This is a genomic window from Frankia sp. CoWAU3 (genome assembly GCF_977971855.1).
Map to the genome: position 1 here is coordinate 12,933 of NZ_CDWWXB010000008.1, position 6,076 is coordinate 19,008.

Sequence of the window (6,076 nt, forward strand, 5' to 3'; positions counted from 1 at the left end):
GGCGGTGACCGCCGTGAGGTCATGGACGGGCCGCGGGCGGGCGGCCACCTCCAGCGTCACCTCGGCCCCGGGGGTCCGGGCCGGGCGTCCCCGCGCGTCCTGGTACTCGACGAAGACGTGGTAACGATAGGTCACGCCGACGACGACATCGGTGTCGTGGAAGAGGCCGCCGGTGCCCCGCGCCCGCCGGGGCAGCTGGCTGACCGCGGCGGGCGGTGCCACCGTCCGCTCCACTGTCACGGCGGCCAGCGCCCCGCCGAGGCTCCAGTCCAGGCGGATCCCGGCGGCGGTGCGCTCGGCCCGCAGGTCGGTGATGTCCCGGGTGAAGACGAGCGGGGCGGTCTCCACCGGCGTGGAACGGCGCTCACCGCAAAGGGCAGTCACCTCGTATCGCACCGGAGTCCAGGCGGGAGCGCCGGCATCGCACAGCTCCGTCGAGCGGGTGGTACCGAGGCTGCTCCGCCCCGGGGCCACCCCCTGGCCGTCACCAGCTTCCACGGACACGACGCGTTCCACCCGGTAGGAGACCGGGCCCCCGACCGAGGGCGAAGCGCGCCACCACAGCTGCACCGAACCGTCGGGGCCCGGCACCGCGGTCAGGTCGGACGGCGGGGAGAGCGGCAGAGCCGCCATCGCCGCGAGCGCCTCCCGGTTGTCCGCCGCCGTCGCGAGGACCGCGGCGAGGGCGGCCTCCTGGTCCTCGGGTGGTAGCGCGCGCCGCCTCGACCCGCCGGCGGATCACCGCCTGGGCGGCAATGAGCTCGGCCAGCACCTCGGCCGGTTTCCGGCCGTCGGGGCCGGGGACGTCGGCGGCCTGTGCCGCGAGCCACCGGGCATCGGCAAGCGCCGCATCCGCCCGGCACGCCGCGCGGGCCCCGGTGAGTGCCCACCAACCGGCGTCCGCGGCGCCCAGCGCGGCGGAGACCCGGGCTCCCAGTTCCTCCGCCGTCCCGGCGACCGGTCCACCGACGGCGGCCAGCACCGGATGGGCGGTCGTGAGGATCTCGCTGGCCTGGCGGGGATAACCGCCCTCCAGGGCGCGACGCACCGCGACGAGCGCATCGGCCGCCTCCCTGGCCTGGCGCAGGCTGTGCCCGCAGTGCCGGCAGACAACCGCCGCCGCCTCGGTCATCGATCCGCAGGACGGGCAGGTGGTGTAGAGGTCGGTGTCGCAGTACCGGCAGTGCCGCACGGACCCGGCAGCCTCCGGCCGGCCGCATCCCGGGCATACCACGTAGTCGACGACCCCGCCGACGTTCACCGCGGCGCCGAGCTCCCGAGCCGCCTCCAGGACGACGGACTTCGCCTGAGCCGCGGTCAGTCCGCGCCCGGTCGCGAGCGCCGCCCGGACGAGACCCTCGAAGGCGACCGCGGTGAGCTCGCCGTCGAGCACGACGTGTTCCTCGACCGCGGGCCGCAGCTCGTCCACGGCGTCCGCCATCAGCCCAACGGTGTACGCGGCGGGGTCGCCCTCGATCAACCGGGCGGAGACGAGGGCGAGCAGGTCCGCGGTGACCGTCTTCTCCCGGTCATGGGGACGGTGGTGGTTGCCCGCCACCATCCCGGCGTACGCGGCCCGCAGCCGCTCCGGTGAGGCGTCCGGGGCCAGCCCCAGGAAGGCCCACAGCGACGCCGTCGAGACCCGGTCCCCGCCGCGCAGGGCGCGCAGCTCGCCGAGCCGTTCGGAGATCTGCCGGCGGACCTCGGCCGACAGCGGTTCGACGCCCCCGCCGACGGCGTCGATGATGATCTGCTCCCGGCTCAGGCGGGCGTCGAACTCCTCGACCGTCACCCCTGCGGCGACGGCGAGGCGGCGCAGGCCGTCCACCCGGGATGCCGGGATGCCGCCGAAACGCTCCCGGACGGTGGCGAGATAGCCGTCGACCTTGGCGAGACGCTCGGCGTCACCGCTACGCCGGGCTGCCAGCACCCGGGCGCGGACCCGTTCCCGGGAGTCCGCGTCCCGCAGCGGCTCCTCCCATTCCGCCCGCCGACGGACAAGCTCGGCGGCGAGAGTCGCGTACTTTGCCGAGTTGCGTTCCCGCTGCAGGAAGGCGAGCACCCGCACCAGGTGCGCCCCGACGTCGGAGTCGGTGTACGCCACCGTCGGATCGAGACCCGCGAGGAGGAACGGGTCGGCGGTGTCCAGGGAGGCGCGGGCCCGCAGCGGCGCCAGCACCCGCTGGCGATAGCCGCTGCCGTCGAACGCCGCGCTCACCGATCCACCTTCGTCCCACGTGCCCACCGTGCCCACCATGCCCGCCGGGAACCGGCCGGCGGCCCGTCGTCAGGCGCCGATCGTGGAGCGGCCGTCGACCACTCCACACCTGAGAGTACGAAGCCGCGCCTCGGCGCGGGCCGCACGCACTGCGCGCACCCACGTCCCCGCGAGGCCTGTAGGGCGCTCCACCGGACGCGGTGCCTGGTCAGGCTGAACCCTATCCACTCCGGCGTCGGCCGCCGCGGGCCGGAACACTCGTGCGGGAACACTCGTGGGGGAGGCCGAATGGCCCGGCACCGGCATCGATCCGCGGCGGGATCCGATCCGCCGCGGGGTCTCAGTCCCGCTGCTTGAGCAGGCTGACCTTTGCCGACTCGACGGCCCGCATCTCCTCCGAGCCGACCCCGGCGCGCACCTCCAGCACCAAGGGAGTGGCCGCGCCCTCGTGCGAGGCGGTGACCTGGATCGTCTGGTCCCCGCCCATCGTGAAGGTCACCTCAACGGGGGTGCCCAACGGGTGGCCAGACGGAATCCCGCTGATGGAGCCGGCGACGATCACTTTGTTGTCGTCGATCGCCGTGGACTCGGCGGTGGTGCCCTGCTCGAAGACCCGGATGTCCACCTCGGCCTGATCGTCGACGACGGTGTAGAAGGTCCGGGTGACGGCGATAGGCAGCGGGTCGTTCTGGTGGGCGAGGAAGGCCGCGACCGGTGTGCCCCGGTCCTCGGCGAAGATCCCGAAGCCACGTGACGTGATGTTCGTCACTTTCGTGCGGACGAGATCGACCACGGAGGCGGTCGCGAGTCCCGCCTCCTCGGCGCTGGCTGCGGCCGCCTTCTCCACGTCCACGGCGTCGGCTGCGGCGAGTTCCTGGTCGGGACGTAGATGCCCGCTGGCGACCAGGTCCGCGTGGACCTCGCGCTCCAGTGCCTTCTTCTGCCCGTACACCGCGGCGCCCTTGGCGACGGCGAGATCGGGATCGGCAAGCCGCGAGGTGAGCCCGAAGGACTCCTGCAGCCGGCGGGCCACCGCCGGTGTCTTGCTCATGCCCCCCACCAGCAGGCACAAGTCGATCTTCTCGACGCCCTTCTCCCGGGCCCGCGCCAGCACCGAGCCGGTCAGGTCGATGGTGCGCCGCAGCAGCGGGCCGGTGATCTCCTCGAAGACGGTCCGGGTCACCGGCACGCTTGTGCGTCTGCCGTTGTGCACGACCAGCACGTCGACGCTGTCCCGGCCGGACAACGCCAGCTTCGCGTCCTCGGCCGCGGCCAGCAGCTCCTGCTCGTCGTAGACGTCGTCGAGCGGGTCGCCCGCGTCGGGCTGCGCCTCGGTGAACTTCTGCGCCAGGTAGCGGACGAGTTCGTTGTCCCAGTCCGCGCCGCCCAGCTCGTGGTCGCCATCCGTGGCGACCACGGTGATCGCGCCCTCGCTCAGCCTGATGACCGTGGTGTCGAACGTGCCACCGCCGAGGTCGTAGACCAGCACGGTCGACTCCTCGGCCCCGTCCTGGCCGAATCCGTAGGCGAAGGCGGCGGCGGTCGGCTCGTTGATGATGTCGACCACGTTGAGGCCGGCGAGCTCGCCGGCCAGCTTCGTCGCCTTGCGCTCCTCGTCACCGAAGTACGCGGGCACGGTGATCACTACATCGGCGACCGGGACACTGGTCGCGCGTTCGGCGTCCGCGGCGAGCGCCTTGAGCACCAGGCTCGACACCGCGGCAGCGCTGTACTCCTCGTCATGCGCCACGAACCGCCAGTCCGACGCGCCCATGTGCCGCTTGACCAGCCGGGCGACGTCGTCGGGACGGATGCGAGCCTGGCGCTTGGCCTGGGTTCCCACCACGAAAGAGGTTGGGCCCTCCGCCCCAGTGTCGAACAGGACGACCGAAGGCGTCGTCGGCTGGGACTCGATGTTGCGGATCACTTCCGGTCGGCCGTACTCGTCGACCTGGGCAATGCAGGAGTAGGTCGTGCCCAGGTCGATCCCGAACACCTTGGTGCCTGCCACCGTCTAATTCTTCCCTTCACAAGCCTCGTACCTCCGCGGCTCAGCGCGATCGGTAGACCTCGGTCTCCACCGGTCGGACGACCGTGGTCTCGCCGCGGACGAAACCCGGACGAACGGTACGAGCGATCGTCCCGTCCCGTCCCGGGTCGTCCGTCGGCACCCGACGCACCCCCAGGTGCCGCGCCGGGTCGAAGGTCCCGCCCGGCACCGCCGTGTACGGGCGGACGTCCACAGCGACATCGAGCACCTGGAGCAGCTGCTTACGCAGGATGCCGGCGACACTCTGCGGATCGTCGGCCCCCAGGCTACCCATTTGATCATGAAGTCGAATCAACCCCCGCAGAAGGGGGGCCATGGCTTCGGTAAGCTCACCACTACGTAGCCGGGCATTCTCGGCATGCAATCGGTCCACGAGTTGGGTATCGCGGCGCCGTAGCCGGGTCAGTTCGTCAACGCGGCTCGCGAGGCGTTCCAGCGCCACCGCCTGGACAGCACCGATCGAACCCACCAGATCCGTCCCGCCGCCGTCAGCGCCCGGACGGTCCACGGGGCAGTCCTGATCCGCCGAACCGTCCTGAGGAACCTGATCATCCTGAGCCGCGGTGCCGCCATGGTCGACCGGGCCGCGCTCCGCATCCCGTTGATCCGGGCCCGTCGGAGACCGTGTCGGCGTCGCCGGTCCGGCGTGCTCGGATGCCACGGCCGACTCCGGGTCGTCGGGCCGGACCTCGTCGGGGCCACCCGCCCCGAGGTCCCCGCCCTCGGGACCGGTCTCGCGCCACTCAGCCTCCGGCAGGTCATCGGCCTCGCGCGGATCGGTCGCCTCGTACGCGGGCGCGCCCCGAGAGCCCGCGACGGAGCGGTGTTCCTCCCGCGCCCCATACCTCGATCCGGCATGGTCCCCGTAGCCACTCGACCCGCCGTGGCTTGGCTGCGAGGGGGACCATGCCGGGGCGTTCCGTCCCGGGAACCGGTCCTCCCTCGGCGGATGGGCGTCCACCGGAACCTGCCCTCTCCGGCCCCGTTCCCAGCCGCCCGCCCGCGAAGGACCGGTGTACGCCGGGTCGGCCTGGCCCGGATCGGCGCCGCTCACCGGCCCGCCGCAATCATCGGCGGAGTATCGTCCGGGCAGCTCCCGGCCTCGCCCGGAAGCCGGGTCACGATCAGGATGAGATCGGTGCTCGGGATGGGCCCGCTGGTCGCAGCTCGCACGGTCGGCGCGCGCCTGCTCGGGCGAGGGCTCGCGACGTGGCTGGAACATCGAGTATCGATCCTCCTCGCCGACGGGCGGCGGGACCGGATGGCTCATCGCGGACTACCGGCGTCACTTGCGGCCGGCAGTCCAGTTCAGGCCCCAGCCGTAGGCCTCGTCGAGCTCGCGGTGACCGCTGACGTAGCGGACCTCCCGGCTGACCTTGAAGTCGTTGCCGGTGTTGGTCAGCAGGGCGATGGCGCACATCCGGGCGCCACCGGCCTGCTCGTCCAGCCGGACCTCGATCGGGGCACCCTGCGCCGGAGTCAGAGTAACCACCGCGTCGGCCTGGTCGAACGAAGCCACCCCCTCGTAGATGAAGGCGAACACGAGGATGCGGCGGATCTGGGAGATGGCTGCGAGGTTCACGTACAGGTTCTCGCCACCGACCGCGGCGCCCGTGCGGTCGTCCGCGTCGAGGTTGATGAAGGGGGGATCCGCGAAGGAGCCGAACGCATCACCCAAGGCCTGGACCACACCCGCACGGCCGTCGGAGAGCTCGAACAACGCGGCGAGGTCGAGATCAATGCCGCCGCCCGCGGCGCCCAGCACCCGCTTGAGGAAGCCGCCCTTCTGCTGGCCGCCGCCCGGCTGC

Annotated in this window: 4 protein-coding genes and 1 pseudogene; all 5 read right to left on the minus strand. The window is 72.4% G+C overall.

All coding sequences use genetic code 11. From position 1 onward, the window contains the following. Nucleotides 1-504 (minus strand): annotated as a pseudogene (locus tag AC08ON_RS01955) (zinc ribbon domain-containing protein); the annotation flags it as partial. Beyond that, nucleotides 485-2,218 (minus strand): hypothetical protein, encoded by a 1,734-nt coding sequence (locus AC08ON_RS01960; protein WP_476616348.1) that lies wholly within the window; start codon nucleotides 2,216-2,218, stop codon nucleotides 485-487. The gene AC08ON_RS01960 and the pseudogene AC08ON_RS01955, both read right to left, overlap by 20 nt. Nucleotides 2,219-2,558: 340 nt before the next feature. Beyond that, entirely contained in the window at nucleotides 2,559-4,229 is a 1,671-nt protein-coding gene (locus tag AC08ON_RS01965; RefSeq protein ID WP_476606582.1) for an Hsp70 family protein, read from the minus strand. Between the two features lie 40 nt (nucleotides 4,230-4,269). Further along, nucleotides 4,270-4,776 (minus strand): hypothetical protein, encoded by a 507-nt coding sequence (locus tag AC08ON_RS01970; protein ID WP_476616349.1) that lies wholly within the window; start codon nucleotides 4,774-4,776, stop codon nucleotides 4,270-4,272. A 777-nt stretch (nucleotides 4,777-5,553) separates the two neighbouring features. Continuing rightward, nucleotides 5,554-6,076, minus strand: a 523-nt coding sequence (locus AC08ON_RS01975) for a Tellurium resistance (protein ID WP_476616350.1), incomplete at its 5' end; no start/stop codon positions are given.